Genomic DNA, 19,562 nt, shown 5'->3' on the forward strand with positions numbered 1-19,562 from the left:
CCAACAGACAAAACGCTGAGCTGAGCTGAGCTGAGCTGAGTATAGAATGGGCAAGGTTTACAGTGTGTCAGGCTGACAGTAAGACAAATCATCCCTGCCTGTGCGTGCTCGGATTTATGCCCCTAATAGCTGTAACCGCTTTTGCTGCGCTTTTGGTAGAGTGCTGACCACCAGCTTATAAGATTGCGCCGCCAGATCCCTTATCATCCCGTCATTCACATCGCTTTCAAGAGACACTGTCACCCAATGCTGTTTATTCATGTGATATCCCGGAATAATGCCTTTAAACTGACTGACGAGCAGTTCATTGTCCGCTGGTGTACCCTTCACAGTCATACTGAGCTCACCCCGATGAATGGCCAGCAATGCAAACATTTTACCCAACACCTTATATACCCTGGCTTCAGGGCCAAATGGATAGCCGCTTTCAGCCTCAGGAAACAAGTCCAGGTAGTCTTCAATTTCTTGCTGTAACATGGTGTCGTCCTTTTGATATCTCTTCTGACTGGATAATCACACTGAATAACTTGGTAAGGCCGTTTTTGATGCTTGTTAGTAAAACCTTCTGGCGTTTGTTCTCAGTTTATTCTCAGTTTGTTCTCAGTTTGTTCTCAGTTTGTTCTCGTAAGATACCGAGTCGAAAACGGCGGAGAACACTAGCGGTATCAGGTGAGAACATGGCACAAAATGATGATCACGCACAGCAATAATCTGCTAACGACAAAGTTCGGCTGACTGAGTTTACCTGACACTCCGCTGAATACAGAAAACTCAATAGCATTCAGCTATTCAGCATGTGCTTGGAACACATGCAGGTGGGCTACTACATCTACTTGGATAGTCTGGAATCGGGTTAACTGGCTTTTTTGTCCATAGACTTGGCTTGTTTGAACTTGTCATTAACAAAACTGGCCATCAGTTTAAATGCTTCACGTGATTCGCTGAGTTGATAAAACAGCGGGTAAACATGTGGGACGCCTTTGGCTATATGAATCGTCACATCATTACCCGCCTCACCCATTCTTTCGGCCAGCCGGATACCATCATCCATCAATAGCTCTTCCGTTCCAACCGTAATAAAGCTTGGCGGAAGATCACGAAGATCCGCATAAAAAGGTGATATATCAGGCTCACAGGGATTACGCATCCCGATATAGTTATTGCGCATCAGAAGCAATGTACTTAAGTCAAAGAACGGATCGTCTTTACATTTTTTAAACGCAGATTCACCGGTGACAGCCATATCAGACACCGGAGAAAGCATAATTGCCCCGGCCGGTTGAGGTAGCTTGGCCTCCCTTAGGCGTAGCATCGTCGTCAAAGCAAGGTTTCCCCCGGCAGAATCGCCTGCCAGAAAAATCTGATGAGGTTGATACCCCTTTACCAGCAAAGCACGGTAAACCGCGAAACTGTCATCCGGTGCTGCCGGATATGGGTGTTCAGGTGCTAAGCGGTAATTGACCATCAGGCCACGCGATTTGGTCAGCCCCGCCAGTCTGGCGAGAAAGGCATTATGAATACGGGGACTGTGAAAACAAAATCCGCCACCATGAAAATACAGAATGATTTTGTTGCCGCTGCTGGACGGCATGTCCACCCAGTCACAAGGAATTTTAGCCAGTTTCGTCGGCACTACGTCCATTCCCTTTGGCGCAGAGATAAACGGCCCATAGTTATCAATGGATAAGATCAGATCTCGCATTTCCAATGTGGAAGTACAGTTTGCAAGACGCTGCCGCATGATCCGGAATAAAACCTTGTTAAAAGCTCTATTTCGCCAACTATCCATAAGCGCCACCTTTCTTACAACTCAATTACAAAGTTAGATTTAATTGAGGGGTTTGGTCAAATTTGGCCACGGATCATCAGGTTAATAAACGAAAAAAGGTGCGCGTGCATGGCCCACGCGCAACCTGAAAGGCAAGCCACCAGCAGACTGGGTTAGGCGGCTGTGCCTCGGGGCTTCGATGATCTGGCTGGCTGAGATCGAGCCCCGTATCGGCAGTTACTCTGCTGCTGCCAATTTCTCAACGGCTTTTGTCAACTTATCGATTTTCTCGTCCATACGTTCGAGTTTTTCACGGTCGACGCCGCTCAGTCGGTAAAACAGATCATTCATACCTGCTTCGACTTCTTCTGACGCTTTTTCAGTGTTACGACCAATGCATTCTTTCGCCTGCACCTCCACTTCTTTACCGCGTTCTACCAGCTCATCAAACACATTGCTGGTTTTTTCATTCAGCTGTTGCGCTTCTTCCAGGCTACGGCTGTATAAACCCAGACCCGCAAGCCAGATGTTGCGCGCAATGCTTTCACCGCTTTCAACGACATTTTTTGCCGCTTTCACAACTGTTTTATCGCTCATAATTCAATCTCCCCTGCGTTAAGACGCACTCTTTGCTTTTCCTGTCACATACCTAAAAGCCCACAGGGTATATGACGACAATACTTTACTGGGTAGAACCGGTTAGCTGGCTACTTCGGTTTTCGTTACCGTCTCAGTCGATGCACTCGTGGAAGCTGAAACGGTATCAGTCTTTACCGGCGGCTTTTCCGCCTGCACTGCAGCGGCTTTCACTTCAGCGTTTGTCGGTGCATTAGCGTTGGCTTCTTCAACCTTAACGCCCGCCCCATCAACATTAGTGCCATCAGCCTTTGCTGCCTGAACCGGCTCAGCCGCTTTGACATTCTTACGGCGAGCCACACTTGGCTTTTTCGCAGCCGGCGCATCCGCTTTGGTGCTGGCTTTGGCTGCTGCGCGTTTACGTGGCGCCGGTTTTGCAGCTTCAGCCTCTTGCTGGCGAGCCAGAAGCGCTTCAATGCTTGCGGTTAGTTGATCAATTTTGTCATCCACACGATCCAGACGATCGTTATCAATCCCGATAAACTTCTGCACCATAGAATGCATACGTTCTTCAATGGCAACTGATGTTTGGCTACGTGCAGTATGAACACGCTCTTTAGTTTGCGATTCCACAGCGCGACCACGCTCAATCAGTTCATCAAATAAACTTTTCCCTTTACCGGAAATCTGATTCACTTCTTCGCGGCTTTTGGCGTAAGCACCTAAACCGGCCAGCCAAATGTTGTAAACCATCGCGTCGCGAATGTGCTCTTTTTTAGATTGCCCCGCAGCCTGTTTAAAGATGCTCATCCTTATCCCCTCCATTCGATTGCAACTTTGCCAGCCAGTGGGTTTCTCTTTCCTGACTGCTTATGTGTAATGTACAAATTGCAATTAGAATGTTCGTCCTAAAACCCCGTGATTGAGTGATCAGGATCATCTTTTTGATTAATGACAATCCACCGTGTAAATTTCACATTAAAATCAAATGGTTAAATAAGACAGCAGAACATCTTATTGCTACAACATGTCGGGCGATACGATAGATATATGGATATCAAACAGAAGAAGCAGAAGAAATAACACGCAGCAATGATACTTATAAATAAAAAAACCAGCGAAAACACTGGCTTTTTATTTATCTGGAAAGAGGAAAACTGACATCAGCCAATGGCATTAAACACTCGGTCCAGCCGCTCATTAATATGGCTTTCAATCGCACCAGAAAAAAAGCTGGCAGCGAATCCCAATTGCAGACTGATTGTTATCTTCCCTTCTTCAGCATGCAGATACCCTTTTGCCGACGAATGCTGGATATGAAGTTTATCCTCCTGCCAGGTCCACCTCAGGCCGTATTCACGGGCAAGCTCCCCTGCAATTTGCTCGGATATTGATGTGATATCTTCAGGGGTACGGTCATGACGACGTTCAATTAAAATGGTCACAGTGGCTCTCACAGATTAGTGTTTTTACTCAGTCACCTTTTTTTAACATAACGGTATTCCGACCAGAAATCTGTGGACGAGATCCAACAATCAGTACTTACCTCTCAGGACTCATGTCAGATCGATTGAGACTGAGTAAAATCAATAAAGCTCTTTAGACTTGTAAGCGGTTTTGTGACGAACGCGCAGAGTGTTGCACCAATTCACCGATCAGCGCTTTTTCAGCAGCGTTCGGTATAACGTCGTGAGTATCAGCCCTGACCCAACCGCCAGACGCGCGCCTGCAGCCGCTTTCGGATAGGGTGTCATTTCAGATGATGCAGAAACAGCGCCCACCAACATCCCAATTCCCGCCAATCGCTCCAAATGCGATTCTGCCTTCAGAGTAAGATAGCCTCCGGCAGCCGCCGCCAGCAGACGTTGAATTTGCGTGCATTCAGCCGGCAATCCATGAGCTTCACGCACAAACTGCTCACAGTTGTGCTGCAATAAATCATACGGACGGCCTATCTGACTGGTTGCAAGGGCAACAGCCTGATCAGGGTCATCCCCCATGATTTTACTGACTTCTATAGCGCGACCTTCCGCAAATTCAGTTTCCGGTTCCCGCCGTACTTCCCGCCATTTTTTGGAATTATGAATAACACATCCTTGCCCATCGGCAATCCCATAATGCCAATAGGTACTGAACCGAACGCGCAGCACAGTACCTGCCGGATAGTGAGTAAACTGCATACTTCCTCTCCCCACTCACAGTCACCTCAGTAAGCCTACGTCTTAACCTGTGCTTACAACCCAGCGTTGATGACTGATCTCTTTTAACTGTAGTTACAACTTTAGTGTCTGCTGATCTTCAGCACACTGTGATCTGTGTCTCTGTGTTGAGATGCATGTTGAAGTTTCAACAATCGCCGTTTTTCTCTCAGCCTCGACCTCTCTTCTCCAACTTTCACTGCTACGCTTGAAGGCAGATGACAAAATTATGACGAACGTTTTAGCAAAATTTTATACGTTGTAAATTGCTTATGTTGAAACAATGTCTGCTTTTAATCTGTCTCACGCTGACAATAACGGCATGCCAGACCTCACCTGACAGGTACTCGCAAGCCAACATGTCGCCAACAACCAGACAAGACCGCTCTCCGGCTTATCAGGTCAGCCCCTTACGCCCGAATTTTCGGCCGGCAGACATCCATCAGTGCTCAATCACCCACGAACATACTGACGGACGCTACATTGCGACCCAACCCTGGCAGGTCATGCCTTTAACTGACGCTTTACCAGACGCCGAAAGTCTGGATACCGAAAAAAATGCACTCACTCTAAACAGCTCAACGTCAAGTCAAAATGATTTGTGGTCAGAAATAGCCAATCAGTTTTCATTCAAAGTGCCGAAAAATAACAGAGTCACTAAATACAAGCGCTGGTTCCTGGAGAATCCACTTCACGTTGAAACCGTCACAAACCGGGCTGAACCTTTTCTTTACTACATATATCAACAAGTAAAAGCCAGAGGGCTGCCGGTTGAACTGGTTTTGCTGCCTTTTATTGAAAGCAGTTTCGATCAGTTTGCCTATTCGCCCAAAGGTGCAGCCGGGCTGTGGCAAATCACCGCGCCCACAGGCAAAACATTTGGTCTGGAAATGGCTCAGGGCTACGACGGCAGACGTGATGTTATCGAGGCTACGCAGGCTGCGCTGGACTTATTGGAGTACCTGTACGATAAGTTCGATAACAATTGGCTTCATGCCATTGCGGCTTACAATACCGGCGGAGCACGGGTTCGCAACGCGATCAAACAAAACCGCCAGCAGGGCAAAGCCACTGATTTCTGGTCACTGCAATTACCCAACGAAACGCGACAATATGTACCTAAACTGCTGGCCATGGCAGATTTGATTAAGCATCGCCACCAGCACGAATTGCCTATTGTCGCGATAGAAGCAAAACCGGTGGTGGATGAAATTGTTGTCGATCGCAGGGTACGATTAAAAACAATAGCCAACCATGCTGGTATCAGCAGTAAACAGCTTTATCAGCTTAATCCGGGGTATACCGGTGGGTATACGTTCAAAAATCGGGAAAATAAGATTCTTCTGCCTCGGACACATAAAGCAACATTATATGAAAATGAAAAAAGCTACCATTATGTGAAAAATAAATTCGAAGTTTATGATATTCAGGCGGGTGATACGCTCAGTGAATTGGCATCATTAAATGACACTTCTGTTTCACTGATAAAAGAAATAAACAACTTGCCGGATTCAGTTATTTTTGTCGGACAGAAACTGTTAATTCCAAGACAATGAAATAAGACTGCAATGCAATAAAGAAAAAATCGGGAATGATAAAGCAGTAACAGAAGAAATTTCGTGATATCCAGGCAGCCTTTTATCTCAGTATCCTTTTCTTTACGTAAGATTTCCTATGTAAATTAAATTCCCCTCTGTTTACTGCATTAAAAGGTAGCAAGTATCTGGATTTCAGGTGCAATCAACGGACACCATAACGCTATGGCACATTACTCATTAAAGCCGTACCCTCGAAAGCCAGATCGATGTTCTGCACTACAGGGATAGCGTCAGGCGATAATGGTAACGGCTCAGGCACAATTTCGGGACGAAAAGGAGAATCAGTGTCTGCGGGGACAGGCACCGGCTGAAACTTCCCATTGACTATCAAATGAACAGTCAGGAAAAAATCTCCCTGCAAATGCGTGAGTATCTGCCTGTCAGCCTGGTTATGTGAAAGCGACAACCCGATCACAACCCCGGCCAGTAAACAAACGGGGGCAACCAGCCCCTTAAACAGAAGCAAGCCAACTAAAGAAAGCACTACCAACAACGTAGCTAAGTAGATATTTCCATAAAACTCTTCGAAAAAAGCAATATAAATCGCTATTAATTGCAGCATCAGACCAAATAATAACATAGTCAGCTTTAACGTCTTCATTCTACATCCCATCATGTTCTCGTTGTCATAAAAACGGCGAATCATATTTTTCAAGAACACCACGCTCAACGTTTTCCCTTATCTGATTGACAAACTTTGACAACCTTACGGGGCATGTCGATATTTGCTCTGAAAATATTTTGTATTAGGTTGAAAACTTTGAACTACTATTAAGATGTAACACAAAAATTAAAAATGTCATCCCACTGTCACAAGGAGGTAAAAAATGCACCAAGAAATCATTCATCCTACCCATGTCGGCATTATTACACGTTCTGTATTAATCGCCTTTTCATTTATGTTGCTGGGTTTAATTATCATGTAAACGTTACGGGATTTTCTCATGCAGCCTTTAACCGGCGAAAGTAAGAAATAAAAAAGGCATGTTACGACATGCCTTTATAATTACACCAGTTTGTCTAACTTTAATGACAGCGTTATTTATCCACTGTTATTTATCCACTGATCATTTTATCCCATTTTATCTCAGCGTTCAGACCAGAGCTTAGTCCAAAGCTCTTAGCACTGAATCCAATCCCTTGGCCCCGAATAAACCTCACAGATTTTCCAACGCCAGCAGGGTTCGGTTACTGCAAATCGCTTTTTCAGGCAGATAAACCGAAAAAGTTGAGCCCTCACCAGGTACCGAGACAACAGAAATCTCTCCGCCTATGCCGCTGATAATGCCCTGACTAACAGAAAGTCCCAGCCCGGTACCACTGCGGCGAGTCGTGAAGAATGGGTCAAAGATACGAGGCAACACATCCGGACTGATACCGCAGCCATGATCGGTAATGTGCACAACAGCCCCCAACGTCTCGCCATGTTCATTTACCCAGTCTTCGGTTTTCACCAGCAATTGTCCTTCATCATCCATGGCATGCACCCCGTTCATTTGCAGATTGACTAACACCTGCAACAGCTGATGCCGATTGACTTCCACACAGCAATGCGCATCCAGCTGGGAATCAATCCGGACGGCCATTTTCTTGGTGCCGGAGCGAACCAGCGTCAGACTTTCTTCAACAATCGGATTCAGGTGTTGCCAGGTGACTTCATCCTGTACCCCGCCCTGACGGCTGTATTGCAGCAAACTGCGGGTAATGTTTCGGATGCGATCGATCTGCTCATGAATGGCCGTCAGCTCTTCTTCCACCCGATTTACATCATCGCCCAGCTCGTATTGCAGCAGTTCCACGTTCCCCAGAATCACAGCGGTCGGATTATTAATTTCATGCGCGATGCCTGCCGTCAACTCGCCAAGTGCAGCCAGCTTCTCACTGCTGACTAACCGACTGCGGGCCTGATTCAGTAAGTGAATGTGCTGCTCCAGCTCCTTCGTTTTTTCCTGCAGACTTTGAGTTCGTTCCCGGACTTTGTCCTCCAGCTCCAGAGAAGCGCGTCTGATCGCCTCATTGCGCTGACGTAGCTGATCCAGCATCGTATCGAATTGCTGTCCCAGAATTTGCAGTTCATGTTGCGGTGTCAGGTTCAGCGAGCCGATCCGTTTATCCAGCCCCAGCTTGTTAGCAATGACCACCTTATGCATCCTTTCAATCGGACGAAACAGATCTCGGGCACCACGGTATACAATCACACCGGAAATCAGCAGGATAATGAGAATACCAATGCCCAATTCGACAATATTGGTCAGGTAAATCCTCATCATCGGCCATTCCAGATAGCCGGTATAGAGCATGCCGATAGCATGCCCCTGATGATCACGCAAAGGCTCATAAGCCGAGATATACCAGTCGTCATAGACGAAAGCGCGATCTACCCAGGTTTCTCCTTTTTTCAAGACAGCGTCGTGTACATCCTGCGAAACCCGGGTACCGACCGCTCTGCCATTCCGTTCCAGACTATCAAGCGGCACATTGGTACTGACCCGAATATCGCCTAAGAACAAGGTAACCGTACCGATACTGCCTTCAGGGAGTGTATTTGCGGCATAAACCAGATCCCGCATCTGATCCACCAACTGGGTGCTGTTATTGAGCAGGATGCCGCCATCAACGATCCATTTTAGTTGCTGACGGGCATCAAAAACCGGGATCAGACTGCGGCTGACCAGCCCTTTGGTCATCACCGTATTTTCCTGCAGCAGCGGGATTTGCGCCTTCGCCGGCAAATCCGGATGCAGTGCACTCAGCGCATCGGCATCCAGAACTTCAAAAAAAGTCTGCTCTTTTCCGGCAAGCAGTTGCTGACGGCTGGATTTGGAAAACTCACCGATGGCCGATGCCGGATGCACTTTGACAAAATCCAGTTCATTCTTCTGAAACTGCTCCCGCGCCCAGTAAGTCAGTTGCTCCGGGTGCTCCCGCAGAAAATACTGAAAGTCGTATGATCGGGTTAATGCAATAAGCCGCATGCGCTGCTCTTGCTGAAGCAACACCATACTGTGATGGGCCACGGCCAAATCTGCCCGCACGTTCATCAGGGCGCTCTGCCAGGTGTATCGCACAGTCCAGTACATGGTGAGAGCGATTAAAACCAGCAGCGTCATAATGATTGGAACAGAAGTCAGTAATAACAGCCGATAACGGACCATGGTACGAAACCGGCGAATCCACATTGAAAAAAACTGTCTCACTGACATCCCTTTAATCCCTGTAATCGGTCTCTGATTCTTCTGCCCACTCTTTAAATTTGCGCTCCAGCGTTTTTCTCGCCACGCCTAATTGGCGGGCGGCCGCCGATTTGTTGCCCTGCATGGCATCCACAACCTGAAGAATATGCGCTTTTTCCACATCTTTCAGTGACCAGTCAGAGGGATAGCAACCGCTGCCAGCGTCAAAGCTGCGTCCTTCATCAGAGGAGAGGATTTTTTCAGCGTGTTCAGGTTCATCATCCAGCAAAGCATCCAATGATTCAGGCTCTGATGAAGCCAGAGAGACGGTAGACAGATCGACGGATGGCTGACGGAGACTGCCGTCCATACCCAGTTCGTGCCAGTGTTCTGCCGGGGGTTTGCCTAACAGCAGACAGCGTTCCATCAGGTTTCTTAGCTCACGAATATTCCCCGGCCAGTCGTAACACTGCATGGCGTGAATGTCTTCGTGAGTCCAGCTAACCGGCTCCAGCCCCATGTCCCTTGCCAGTTGCTGTGTGAAATGGTGCGCCAGTGCCGGAATATCATCCAGCCGGTCGCGCAGCGGCGGCAGATCAATCGTCAGCACATTCAGGCGGTAGTACAGATCTCGACGAAAGCGCCCGGCTTCCACTTCTTCTTTCAGATTCCGGTTAGTCGCCGCCACAATGCGTACATCAACCTGAACTTCCCGCTCGGCTCCCACTGGACGTATGGCTTTCTGCTCCAGCGCCCGAAGCAGGGACGATTGCATGGCAAGGGGCATTTCCCCGATTTCATCCAAAAATAAGGTGCCGTTGTTCGCGACCCGAAACAGCCCTTCACGCCCTTTCTTGGCACCGGTAAAAGCCCCAGAGACATGACCAAACAACTCGCTTTCCAGCAAATCCGGCGCAATGGCGCCGCAGTTCAGCGGCACAAAAGGCCCGCTGCGCTTACTGAGCTGATGCAGCGCACGAGCCACCAGCTCTTTACCGGTGCCGGATTCCCCTTCAACCAAAACGGCAGCCGGAGACGGTGCAATGCGGGTGATTAGCTGTTTCATATGCAGGGTACTGGCGGCATCACCAATAATGTCCACTGGGAAGCGACGCTCTACATCGCGCTTTAACGCAAAATTCTGACGCTCAACCAGCCGACGTTCTATACAGCGTTCAACCGACTGCATCATCTGATCCAGATTGAAAGGTTTGAGAATGAAATCAGACGCACCGGCACGCAACGCCTTAATCGCGGTATCGAGATCAGCATACCCGGTCATGAAAATCACATCGCTGCGACGACTGGAGGGGTCAAAGGCCTCATGCCATTCAATGCCGGAGCGTCCCGGCAGGTTTATGTCCACAATCAGCAAATCAAAATGGCAGCGTTTACGCAGCGCTTCCGCCTCTTCAATGCTGCCGGCCACATCCACCTGGGCAAACTGCTTGCTCAGGGCTTTTTTAAGAATTGCCCGCATTCCCGGTTCGTCGTCAACCACCAGAACAGAAACTGCAGACCATGACAAAGACGCTGTGTTTTCGGACATATGTACTTACTTATACTAGGGTTTTGTATGGGACATTTTGTCCCAGTATCGACAGAGCTGTCAAAGAGCATAGCTGATGTTCCGTCACTCCTTCGGATTTCATCTGATTTATTTGTTTTAAATCATAACTTTAATGATTCATCTATCTATATGATATGACGCAAAACCAAGCTGGCACTATATTTGCTTTATCTACGGCGTAACTGCTTTGCGTTAACTGCACTGGGTCATTCTTACTTTTGGTATGACCTTGAATTCTTATTATGTTTATTTTTTAACCGCAGTCAGGAAGACCTATGAAATTATTCAAATCTGCTCTGGCCATCATGGCCCTGATCACAGCGACCACGCTGCACGCTGCAGAAGACATGACCATTCGCCTTGCCACTACCACCAGCACCTACCACTCCGGTCTGCTGGACTACTTGTTGCCTGAATTTAAAAAAGACACCGGTTACAGTGTCGAAGTGCTGGCGGCGGGAACCGGTAAGTCACTGCGCATGGGGGAAAACGGTGATGTGGATCTGGTGATGACGCACGCGCCTAAAGCGGAAGCAGAGTTCGTTGAAAAAGGCTTCGGCGTCCTGCCGCGTAAACTGATGCACAATGATTTTGTGATTGTCGGCCCGAAAGCGGATCCGGCGCATATCGGTGAACTGAAAGATGTCAGCATCGCACTGAAAAAAATCGCTGACGATAACCTGGGCTTTGTCTCCCGCGGGGATGATTCCGGCACCCATAAAAAAGAACTATTCCTGTGGTCTCAGGCCGCCATTGCGCCATCATTTACCAACTACAAAGCTGTTGGTCAGGGCATGGGGCCAACACTGAACATGGCTTCTGAGCTGCAGGCTTACACCATGACCGACCGCGGTACTTGGCTGGCGTACCAGAACAAACTGGATCTAAAGATTGTTCTGCAAGGCGATGAGCGTCTGTTCAACCCATATCAGGTGATTCTGGTTAACCCAAGCCGATACCCAGACATCAACTATCAGGGTGCCAAGGCGTTCAGTGACTGGCTGGTAAACACCAAAGCCCAGAACCTGATCAACAGCTACAAGCGCCACGGCGAGCAACTGTTTGTTGCCGATGCGCTGACCCAGTAATGCGGGATTTGTAGTAAATTCATGGATATTTGGCTAACGACACAACAGGCAATTCAATTACTCATGAGCGGTGACAGTGCGCTCTGGGGGATTGTTGGTGTGTCCTTTTCCGTATCGCTGCTGGCAATCAGCCTTGTGCTGTTGCCAGCATTGCTGTTGGGGTTTGCCCTCGCCTATGGCCGCTTTCCCGGCCGCTGGCTGATCCTGTCTTTGTTCAACACCTTCCAGTCAATCCCAACCGTGGTGATTGGGCTGTTACTTTATATGCTGCTGTCGCGCGCCGGGCCACTTGGCGACTGGAAAATGCTGTTTACCCAGCAAGCGATGATCCTGGGGCAGATGCTCATTTGCCTGCCTATCCTGGTTTCGATGATGCACGCCGCGTTTCAGAACAGTGACCGCCGCGCCTGGGAAACCGCCTTGACATTAGGAGCCAGCCTTCCCCGCGCGTTTATGAGCCTGATGTGGGAAAGCCGTTTTCCCCTGCTGGCAGCCGTGATCGCCGCTTTCAGCCGCATTATTACCGAAGTAGGCTGCTCTATGATGGTCGGCGGTAACATCATGAACGCGACCCGGAACATTCCGACGGCTATTGCGCTGGAAAGCTCCAAAGGTGCGTTTGCGCAAGGCGTCGCCTTAGGAATGGTGCTATTGATACTGGCTCTGGGGCTAAACTTCTTCTTATCTGTCGCGCGTGGCAAAGCCCATTTGCGAACTAACTAGCCAGGGAAATTGATGACTCAGCTTTCGATTCAGGCCAATGATCTCTCAGTCAGATTTAAAGACCGGCTACTTTTTCATATCCCGCAATTGTCGCTGGGACCGCAAGATGCCGTCTACCTCACCGGCGACAATGGTGTGGGGAAAACCACGCTGCTGAAGGTATTAAGCGGCCTGCAGAAACCCACAACCGGGACTATTAACCTCAGTCAGCAAGGCTGGCTTCACCGTCTGTTTTACGCCCAAAGCCACAGCGGCGTGATTTACATGCATCAGACGCCTTATATGTTTGACGGCAGTGTACTGGACAATGTCAGTTACGGACTGAAATTCAGTCTGCGCAATCGCCGCGAACGCCGATCAACCGCCATCAATGCCCTGCGCATGGTCGGTTTAGAAACCCTGGCCAACGAACACATTTCGGTATTGTCCGGCGGTGAACGCCAGCGGGTCGCCATGGCGCGCGCCTGGATACTGAATCCGGGAGTTTTACTGATGGATGAATCAAGTGCCAGTCTGGATCAAGAATCCATTGATCGCATGGTGTTACTCTGCAAAGATCTGTTATCCCGTGGGACAAGTCTGGTAATCACCAGCCACCAACAAAATGCGTTAACTGCTTTGTGCCGCCGTCAGTGGACCATTGCAGACGCCAAACTTATCGAACGCACAGAATTACAACTGGTAGACGGGGAAAAAAACAACTATGCCTACGCCTGACAACACTCGCTGGGTGATCCTGGCGGGTGGACAAGCGAGCCGGATGGGCGGCAATGACAAAGGCCTGATTCCACTTGCGAGCCGTACCTTAATCGAGCATGTGATCGACCGCCTTAAACCGCAAACATCCGCTATCTCTATCAATGCCAACCGTAACAAGGAACGTTACAGCCATTTTGGTTTCGTATTCGGGGACAACATTCAGGATTATCCGGGGCCTCTTGGCGGGATGCACGCTGCCCTGCACCAGTATCCGGACAGTGAGTGGATCGGATTCGTACCGTGTGACTGCCCGCAGTTACCGGTCGATCTGGTGGCCAGAATGAGCCGCGCCTGTAATGCTGATACCGATATTGCAGTAGCCCACGACGGCGAGCATATTCAGCCGGTCGTGACCCTGCTCAATCGCCGTATTCTGCCCAAGCTGGAGCAGTTTCTTGCCGCCGGCGACCGAAAAATTATCCTGCTGTACCGCCAATGCAACATGGTCACCGTTGATTTCAGCGATCAGCCTGATGCCTTTATCAACCTCAATACCCCAGAAGAACTCGAACAATTCGGACAAGCGCTATGACACAGATAACTGCGAATCTTCCCCTACTGGGCTTTGCCGCCTGGAGCGGAACCGGTAAAACCACACTCCTTGAAGCCATGCTGCCAAAGCTGGTCGCGCGTGGTATCCGTGTCGCTGTAATCAAACATGCTCACCATAATTTTGACATCGATAAAGAAGGCAAAGACAGCTACCGCTTACGTAAGGCCGGCGCTGCACAAATGCTGATTTCTTCCCGTTATCGCCGCGCAATGGTTACTGAAACGCCCGATGAGGAAGCCACTTTGCCCCAGCTGATTGCCCAGCTGGATCAAACCCAGCTTGATCTGATTCTGGTGGAAGGCTTCAAGCAACTGCACTTCCCGAAAATTGAACTTCACCGTCAGGAAGTCGGCAAGCCTTGGCTGCACCCGGAAGACAGTAACATCATAGCGGTGGCGGCCAATGTTCCGGTGGAAACCCATTTGCCAACACTGGATATCAATGATCTCGACCAAATCACCGACTTTGTCGCTGAATTTGCCCAAAACAGCCAACGCCAGCCAGAATCAGTACAATCGCTGAGTTGCAGCGATGTTGATGCCTCAGGCATGCTGTCTGTCGCTCAGGGACTCGAACAGATTCTGAGCCAACTTTCAGCCCCGCAAGAGCAGGTGTCCGTAGCGCTTGAGCAAGCATTGGGACAAATTGTCGCACAAGATATCCTGTCTCCTGTCAACGTTCCTCAGCATACCAACTCAGCGATGGACGGCTATGCCATCCGTGGGGACGATCTTGATCGTGACCACTATCAGGTTATCGGTCAGGTCATGGCTGGTCACTGTTTTGATCAGCCATTAGAACCGGGACAAGCCGTGCGGATTATGACTGGCGCACCGGTTCCGCAGCATGCCGATACGGTCATCATGCGAGAGCAAGCCAGCCAAACAGGTGACATTGTCACGTTTGATCGCACAATGGGAGCGATTCGCCAAGGTCAGAATGTGCGTCAGGCAGGCGAAGATCTGGCGCTGGGCCAGGTTGCCGTTGCCGCAGGCACAAAAATCACCGCCCCTGAACTGGGGATGATAGCCTCCCTTGGCCTGGACACGGTTTCCATTCGCCCTCCCCTAAAAGTCGCCATTTTCTCAACTGGTGATGAAGTCCAGGCACCGGGCGAAGCCCAGAAGTCAAACTGCATCTATGACTCAAATCGCTACACCCTGACAGCCATGCTGAAAAAAGCCGGCTGCGAGGTGGTTGACATGGGGATCATCGAAGACAGTGAAGAAACGCTGACATCAACTTTGCTTCAGGCCGCAGAGCAGGCAGATATGATTCTGTCTTCTGGCGGTGTGTCCGTGGGTGATGCCGATTACATCAAAACCGTGCTCAGCCAACTTGGTGCCATTAATTTCTGGCGAATCAATATGCGTCCGGGGCGTCCGCTGGCCTTCGGGCAAATTCAGGGCATTCCTTTCTTTGGCCTGCCGGGGAACCCTGTGGCGGTGATGGTGACTTTCCTTCAGTTTGTTGAGCCTGCACTGCGAAAAATGCAGGGAATGACCGACTGGCAGCCAACGGTTTTTAACGCGATTGCTGAGCAGCCATTACGCTCCCGTCCGGGACGCACTGAATACAGCCGCGGTTTTTACTCTATTGATACAAATGGGCGTCTGGTGGTTCGCAGCACCGGCAAACAGGGTTCCGGCATTTTGCGGTCTATGAGTGAAGCGAATTGTCTGATAGAGATTCTGCCGGAACAACCGGGAATTGAAGTGGGCGAAAGTGTTCGGGTTATTCCGTTAACGGACCGATTGTAAGGGGCATATCTTCGAGGCTTTTGTCTTCGAGGTTTTTGTCTACGAGGTTCTTACTGCGAGGCTCAAATCCAAGAGAGTCTGGCGGTAAGCGCCTTGTGTAACGCAGAAGAGAACTGGACGACAGTTTATCTGACCTCCGCCGCCTTGGGTTTTAACTCTCGCATCGCAGGCGTTTTAATAGATAAGCATTGTTAGTAGGCAAACGCTCGACCCAGGTTCAACACTCAACCAAGGTTCTAAGCTTTTACCGCTATAATTGCAGCCTGTAAAAACGCCGCCTGGCGTATGATTGGCTCAGACGAAGCATAATCAGACGCTATAAATAATGAAGCCCTCAGCAAACGCTGTTTAACAACGTTTACTGAGGGCATATTTTTATATGCAGCTTCCGTGCTGCTTTATTTTCCCGAGCTTCTACACGTCTAGAAGATGGTTATTTGCAGTTACGGTTATAAAAACCCTAACCACTTGTTAGCTCAGTAAATGTAAAGCAACCCTAGCCATTGTTCTGTCTTACTTTATGGTAATAAAGAACCTGTCTGTTAAGACAACAACAAATCTGTTAGTTAGTTTTGTGCATTATTTGTCAGAATTTGTCTGTATTTGTTGTCTGGCGGTGATACTACATAATTATGTCTGGTGTTGCACCCATTAATTATTCGTTTTTCACAGCGATTCATGAAATCCATGATTTCTATCAATTCGCAAAATATCCCTTAATGCGCAATTACCATATCTGTGATATGGTGCAATAATCTACAAGCAGGTCAATGTCAATGATTTTATGCCTTTCCACTGGCTAGACCATTGATCATGAACTTATCATGTAAAATACCTGACAGTTTGATTAACTCCTTTAATTTTCAGAACGTTACGTATGTTTTTAGAGTCCTATTATTCAGAACAGAATGGTGTTTACACATTTACCCGTGAGCAGGCGAGCCACTTTGCTAAGAAAATCGCCGGCGATTTCAATCCCATTCACGATGAAGACAATAAGCGTTTCTGTGTACCGGGCGATTTGCTTTTTTCCGTGGTACTCGCTAAAGCCGGTATCAGCCGTAAAATGCGCTTTGAATTCGCGGGTATGATTAATGATGGCATTGAACTAAAAGCAGCGCACAGTTCGTTTAACAATTTTGCGGTTGTCGACAACGCGGGTAAAGAATACCTGCGCGTAACCCGTGACGGAGACATCACGACCGACGCCGAACTTATCGAGCACGTTACCCAAAGCTATGTGCAATTTTCAGGAATGAACTTCCCGCACATCATGGTTCCGCTGATGCAGTCGAAAGACATTATGATTAATCCGGTACGTCCGCTGGTCATTTACGAAAGCATGGAACTGGATTTTGAACGTCTTGATCTGACTGCGCCAACGGTTGAACTAACCGGTTCTGATATTGAAGTGGATGGTAAACGTGGCAGCGTGACCCTGAAATTCTGCTTCAAGGAAAACGGTGAAGTGGTGGGTACTGGTCGTAAACACATGCTGATGAGCGGCCTGAAGCCTTACTGTCAGGATGACATTGATGATCTGGTTAACCGCTTCAACCAACGCAAAGTGGACTTTAGCGCAAAAATTGCGGCTTAATCTCACGAAGTGGCTTTTACAGCAATAGATTTTGTGAATACCCTTTTCATAGAAATCGCCTTGCAAAAAAGCCTCTCAAAAAATAGCTTTTGAAGAAAACCGGTAGCCTTGCCTGCCGGTTTTTCATTTTCTGCCTGACAAATCTCTGCACACCTTGAAAACAGGCAACAAGCTCTCCTCTCCTTTCTTCCGGCCTACGACTTTCTCTTTATTCCCTATACTTTATGTTGTCATTCAGTAATGACAGATCGATCCATGATACGAATAGCAATAAATCTGGAGAAATCATCATGGCTACTCAAACCAAGGCAAAATTATGTGCTTTAGCCGTAATATCAGCCTGTTGTATGACCAGCCTTGCCATGGCTGAAGAAAGTACCATGTCAAACGATATGATGACCGATAAAATTGGCCGGGCGAAATCTGCCGCTCCACCGTCTGTCAGCAACGATGCCACTATCATTGTTGACGGCAAAGAAGTAGTGAAAGGCACCAATGGCTGGACTTGTATGCCAGAAACCATGCCCGGCGACAATGCTCCAATATGTGCCGATGCTGTCTGGCTGGAAATGATGGGGGCGCTGACCAGCAAGGCCGATTATAAACCTACCCGAATCGGGATTTCGTACATGCTGCAAGGGGATGCTGGCGGTGGTGTCAGTAATTCTGATCCTTATCATGCCTCTCCCAAAGAAGCAGCAGACTATGTGGAAACCGGGCCACACATGATGATCATAGTGCCTAAAGAAATGCTCACCGGTCTGACCGATGACCCCAGCAAAGGTGGCCCTTATGTCATGTGGAAAGATACCCCTTACGCTCACATTATGATCCCGGTTGCCGACAAATAAACTTGGTCTCCGGCTCACGGCCTGCCATTTCGCATCGCCTGAGCCGGATTTCTTTCTCGTCTGTTTTCTTTCTTATCTCGGTTTGTCACTCACCACTTTGTTCTCCGCTTTATTAACCACATCAACAGCATCATCATCGCCTGTTGCCATGCCTGACTGCCTAACAGGTTTTGTGGCTCACGCTAAGTACATATCCCAATAAGTTGTCTCTATGTATCTGTTTCGCTATGTCTTTATGTCTTATGTCTTGATGTCTTGATGTCTTGATGTCTTGATGTCTTGATGTCTTTAAACATCTGAGAATCTAAACATCTCAGTATCTAGAGCTGAGGCGCTGGCTACAACCTTCAACAAGTGAAGATTTCCTCCTATTCAGTTTGACGGTATAGTTTTCAGGCTGACTTTATAAGGAGTTAAAGTGAACTTACGTCAAATTGAAGTGTTTTACGCCATCATGAAAGCGGGCAGTATTTCCGGTGCCGCAAAACAACTTCATGTCTCGCAGCCCAATGTGACCCGTGTTCTTGCGCATACTGAGCAGCAGCTCGGTTTTCCGTTGTTTCATCGTCACAAAGGCAGATTGATTGCGACAGATTCCGCGCTGCGCTTATTGCCTGAAGCGGAAAAGGTCTATCTACAATTAGGCAGCTTGCAGTCGTTAACCAGCAAATTACAAAAAGGCCATCAGCATTTACGCATTGGCGCACCGCCTGTGCTGGCGTCCACTCTCCTTCCCCCTGTGATTAAAAAACTGTGCCAGAACCCAGCGGTTTCAGTTGACCTTTCGACGGATAACCGGGGTGCCCTTTGTCAAGCTCTACTCCAAAATGAGATTGATGTCGTTGTCAGCTTTGGCCGAGATATTCCGCCAGGGACCTGTGGCACTGTGATATTAGAATCCGAAATGGTTGCTTTGTTGCCAGCAACAGCGGCAATGTCAGTGTCCAACGGTTCAGTGTCAGTCAGCAGCGCCTTAATGGAAGGCGAATCTTCTGTATCCCTTGACGAGCTGGTGTTGCATGGCGAGCGAATTATCGGTCTGGACAGCCGTGACCCGCTCGGCATTCAAATCAGTCAGGCAATCAAACACATCGCACCAGACTATCATCATCAAGTCACCGTCCGATCTTACATGGCTGCCGCAAAGCTGGTTTGTGAAGGAATGGGGACAGCCATTGTCGATCCCTGGACTGCGTCGTATTTTACCGAAAAACTCATCACCAGAACGCTCTCTCCGGCCATTCCCGTCTCACTGACGTGCCTGGTAGCTGAACATACCCCAATTTCCGACACCGCCCGGCAATTTCAGCTCTTTCTGAGCCAGCAGACACAATCAACTCAGTGACAT

18 protein-coding genes are annotated in these 19,562 nt (G+C 48.6%); 9 read left to right on the forward strand and 9 right to left on the reverse strand.

Annotation, left to right across the window (positions count from 1 at the left end; genetic code table 11):
• Positions 1-114: 114 nt before the first annotated feature.
• The 6 genes from PGW97_RS08695 to PGW97_RS08720 all read right to left on the reverse strand — a co-directional run bounded on the left by PGW97_RS08695 (position 115) and on the right by PGW97_RS08720 (position 4,524).
• The gene (locus PGW97_RS08695) at positions 115-477 is read right to left on the reverse strand and encodes an MmcQ/YjbR family DNA-binding protein (protein WP_047885399.1); all 363 of its coding nucleotides are present in this window, start codon (positions 475-477) and stop codon (positions 115-117) included.
• 376 nt (positions 478-853) lie between these two features.
• A complete protein-coding gene (locus tag PGW97_RS08700) occupies positions 854-1,789 on the reverse strand; it encodes an alpha/beta hydrolase (RefSeq protein WP_273857096.1) in 936 nt (311 codons plus the stop codon).
• 216 nt (positions 1,790-2,005) lie between these two features.
• Positions 2,006-2,365, reverse strand: a complete 360-nt coding sequence (locus tag PGW97_RS08705; RefSeq protein WP_047885397.1) for a phasin family protein — start codon at positions 2,363-2,365, stop codon at positions 2,006-2,008.
• A gap of 102 nt (positions 2,366-2,467) precedes the next feature.
• A complete protein-coding gene (locus PGW97_RS08710; RefSeq protein ID WP_273857097.1) occupies positions 2,468-3,154 on the reverse strand; it encodes a phasin-related domain-containing protein in 687 nt (228 codons plus the stop codon).
• A 353-nt stretch (positions 3,155-3,507) separates the two neighbouring features.
• The gene (locus PGW97_RS08715) at positions 3,508-3,789 is read right to left on the reverse strand and encodes a polyhydroxyalkanoic acid system family protein (protein ID WP_047885396.1); all 282 of its coding nucleotides are present in this window, start codon (positions 3,787-3,789) and stop codon (positions 3,508-3,510) included.
• A gap of 210 nt (positions 3,790-3,999) precedes the next feature.
• Positions 4,000-4,524: a lecithin retinol acyltransferase family protein gene (locus PGW97_RS08720; protein WP_273857098.1), complete on the reverse strand. Its 525-nt coding sequence runs from the start codon at positions 4,522-4,524 to the stop codon at positions 4,000-4,002.
• 524 nt (positions 4,525-5,048) lie between these two features.
• Here PGW97_RS08720 and PGW97_RS08725 point away from each other — a divergent pair.
• Complete coding sequence (locus PGW97_RS08725; protein WP_053061830.1) at positions 5,049-6,098, forward strand: transglycosylase SLT domain-containing protein; 1,050 nt, start codon at positions 5,049-5,051, stop codon at positions 6,096-6,098.
• A gap of 202 nt (positions 6,099-6,300) precedes the next feature.
• On the opposite strand, the gene PGW97_RS08730 is transcribed toward PGW97_RS08725, so the two are convergent.
• The 3 genes from PGW97_RS08730 to PGW97_RS08740 form a co-directional block, all read right to left on the reverse strand.
• Positions 6,301-6,741: a hypothetical protein gene (locus PGW97_RS08730; RefSeq protein ID WP_273857100.1), complete on the reverse strand. Its 441-nt coding sequence runs from the start codon at positions 6,739-6,741 to the stop codon at positions 6,301-6,303.
• A gap of 556 nt (positions 6,742-7,297) precedes the next feature.
• Positions 7,298-9,343 (reverse strand): sensor histidine kinase, encoded by a 2,046-nt coding sequence (locus tag PGW97_RS08735; RefSeq protein WP_254462854.1) that lies wholly within the window; start codon positions 9,341-9,343, stop codon positions 7,298-7,300.
• A 4-nt stretch (positions 9,344-9,347) separates the two neighbouring features.
• Entirely contained in the window at positions 9,348-10,862 is a 1,515-nt protein-coding gene (locus PGW97_RS08740; protein WP_207103636.1) for a sigma-54-dependent transcriptional regulator, read from the reverse strand.
• A gap of 326 nt (positions 10,863-11,188) precedes the next feature.
• On the opposite strand from PGW97_RS08740, the gene PGW97_RS08745 reads away from it, so the two are divergent.
• From PGW97_RS08745 to PGW97_RS08780, 8 genes are all read left to right on the forward strand, one after another.
• Positions 11,189-11,971: a substrate-binding domain-containing protein gene (locus PGW97_RS08745; protein WP_373689487.1), complete on the forward strand. Its 783-nt coding sequence runs from the start codon at positions 11,189-11,191 to the stop codon at positions 11,969-11,971.
• Between the two features lie 21 nt (positions 11,972-11,992).
• Complete coding sequence (locus tag PGW97_RS08750; RefSeq protein WP_047885391.1) at positions 11,993-12,694, forward strand: ABC transporter permease; 702 nt, start codon at positions 11,993-11,995, stop codon at positions 12,692-12,694.
• Between the two features lie 12 nt (positions 12,695-12,706).
• Complete coding sequence (locus PGW97_RS08755) at positions 12,707-13,411, forward strand: ATP-binding cassette domain-containing protein (protein WP_273857102.1); 705 nt, start codon at positions 12,707-12,709, stop codon at positions 13,409-13,411.
• Positions 13,398-13,985, forward strand: coding sequence for a molybdenum cofactor guanylyltransferase MobA (mobA, locus tag PGW97_RS08760; protein WP_047885389.1), 588 nt, complete (start codon positions 13,398-13,400; stop codon positions 13,983-13,985). Before PGW97_RS08755 ends, mobA begins: the two co-directional genes overlap by 14 nt.
• Positions 13,982-15,766, forward strand: a complete 1,785-nt coding sequence (locus PGW97_RS08765) for a bifunctional molybdopterin-guanine dinucleotide biosynthesis adaptor protein MobB/molybdopterin molybdotransferase MoeA (protein WP_273857103.1) — start codon at positions 13,982-13,984, stop codon at positions 15,764-15,766. Before mobA ends, PGW97_RS08765 begins: the two co-directional genes overlap by 4 nt.
• A gap of 877 nt (positions 15,767-16,643) precedes the next feature.
• Positions 16,644-17,363 carry a DUF3581 domain-containing protein gene (locus tag PGW97_RS08770; RefSeq protein ID WP_047885387.1) on the forward strand — a complete coding sequence of 240 codons (720 nt, stop codon included), beginning with the start codon at positions 16,644-16,646 and terminating at the stop codon, positions 17,361-17,363.
• 290 nt (positions 17,364-17,653) lie between these two features.
• Positions 17,654-18,214 carry a hypothetical protein gene (locus PGW97_RS08775; protein ID WP_053061828.1) on the forward strand — a complete coding sequence of 187 codons (561 nt, stop codon included), beginning with the start codon at positions 17,654-17,656 and terminating at the stop codon, positions 18,212-18,214.
• Between the two features lie 418 nt (positions 18,215-18,632).
• Complete coding sequence (locus PGW97_RS08780; RefSeq protein WP_273857104.1) at positions 18,633-19,559, forward strand: LysR family transcriptional regulator; 927 nt, start codon at positions 18,633-18,635, stop codon at positions 19,557-19,559.
• Positions 19,560-19,562: the final 3 nt, after the last annotated feature.

Source organism: Photobacterium sp. GSS17 (assembly GCF_028621875.1).
GTDB classification, from domain to species: Bacteria; Pseudomonadota; Gammaproteobacteria; order Enterobacterales; family Vibrionaceae; genus Photobacterium; species Photobacterium ganghwense.

Excerpts from the sequence above, each read along its gene's own strand:
- PGW97_RS08750 (WP_047885391.1), top strand. The coding sequence starts at position 11,993 with ATGGATATTTGGCTAACGACACAACAGGCAATTCAATTACTCATGAGC.
- PGW97_RS08745 (WP_373689487.1), top strand. The coding sequence starts at position 11,189 with ATGGCCCTGATCACAGCGACCACGCTGCACGCTGCAGAAGACATGACC.
- PGW97_RS08765 (WP_273857103.1), top strand. The coding sequence starts at position 13,982 with ATGACACAGATAACTGCGAATCTTCCCCTACTGGGCTTTGCCGCCTGG.
- PGW97_RS08770 (WP_047885387.1), top strand. The coding sequence starts at position 16,644 with ATGTTTTTAGAGTCCTATTATTCAGAACAGAATGGTGTTTACACATTT.
- PGW97_RS08725 (WP_053061830.1), top strand. The coding sequence starts at position 5,049 with ATGCCTTTAACTGACGCTTTACCAGACGCCGAAAGTCTGGATACCGAA.
- PGW97_RS08720 (WP_273857098.1), bottom strand. The coding sequence starts at position 4,524 with ATGCAGTTTACTCACTATCCGGCAGGTACTGTGCTGCGCGTTCGGTTC.
- PGW97_RS08700 (WP_273857096.1), bottom strand. The coding sequence starts at position 1,789 with ATGGATAGTTGGCGAAATAGAGCTTTTAACAAGGTTTTATTCCGGATC.
- PGW97_RS08730 (WP_273857100.1), bottom strand. The coding sequence starts at position 6,741 with ATGAAGACGTTAAAGCTGACTATGTTATTATTTGGTCTGATGCTGCAA.
- mobA (WP_047885389.1), top strand. The coding sequence starts at position 13,398 with ATGCCTACGCCTGACAACACTCGCTGGGTGATCCTGGCGGGTGGACAA.
- PGW97_RS08755 (WP_273857102.1), top strand. The coding sequence starts at position 12,707 with ATGACTCAGCTTTCGATTCAGGCCAATGATCTCTCAGTCAGATTTAAA.
- PGW97_RS08735 (WP_254462854.1), bottom strand. The coding sequence starts at position 9,343 with ATGTCAGTGAGACAGTTTTTTTCAATGTGGATTCGCCGGTTTCGTACC.
- PGW97_RS08710 (WP_273857097.1), bottom strand. The coding sequence starts at position 3,154 with ATGAGCATCTTTAAACAGGCTGCGGGGCAATCTAAAAAAGAGCACATT.
- PGW97_RS08705 (WP_047885397.1), bottom strand. The coding sequence starts at position 2,365 with ATGAGCGATAAAACAGTTGTGAAAGCGGCAAAAAATGTCGTTGAAAGC.
- PGW97_RS08775 (WP_053061828.1), top strand. The coding sequence starts at position 17,654 with ATGGCTACTCAAACCAAGGCAAAATTATGTGCTTTAGCCGTAATATCA.
- PGW97_RS08740 (WP_207103636.1), bottom strand. The coding sequence starts at position 10,862 with ATGTCCGAAAACACAGCGTCTTTGTCATGGTCTGCAGTTTCTGTTCTG.
- PGW97_RS08695 (WP_047885399.1), bottom strand. The coding sequence starts at position 477 with ATGTTACAGCAAGAAATTGAAGACTACCTGGACTTGTTTCCTGAGGCT.